General features: G+C 60.1%; 1 pseudogene. It reads right to left on the bottom strand.

Annotated features, from left to right (window positions below):
• Positions 1-172: 172 nt before the first annotated feature.
• Positions 173-416 (bottom strand): annotated as a pseudogene (locus AC0IY0_RS28770) (hypothetical protein); the annotation flags it as partial.

The following is a 416-nucleotide window of genomic DNA, read 5'->3' as shown; positions in this document are numbered from 1 at the left end:
GAGTCGGATGCAGTGGTAGAGAATGGTCTGGTGAAGTGTGAGATCCATCAGCGCCTCCCCATGAACTTCCAGCCGACAAAGAACCCAAGCGAGATGGCGATCATCCGCATCGAGATCCACGCCAGCGGGCGACGGCAGGCATAGACGATCACGACCAGCAAGATGCTTGTTATCAACTACGAAGCCTCTCGATCCTGTCGAAGGCCGCCGACGCAGTGGCGAACCGGGCCGACATCCTGATCTTGTCCTGCTCCGACGCGCGATCGGGATGCAGATGCGCCAGCAGGGCGCGGCGGGCGGCGGCGACCACGACATCTTCCGCCGTCACCGTCAGTCCGACTGTCAAACAGCGTTGAACCTTGGTTCTTCCGCACTTTCGGTGCTGAGCGGTGGTTTGGACGTTGATTCGCATGTTG

Source organism: Methylobacterium sp. AC315 (genome assembly GCF_979253755.1).
Note: the sequence above shows the minus strand (reverse complement) of the source record. Positions and strands in the feature narration are given on the sequence as shown.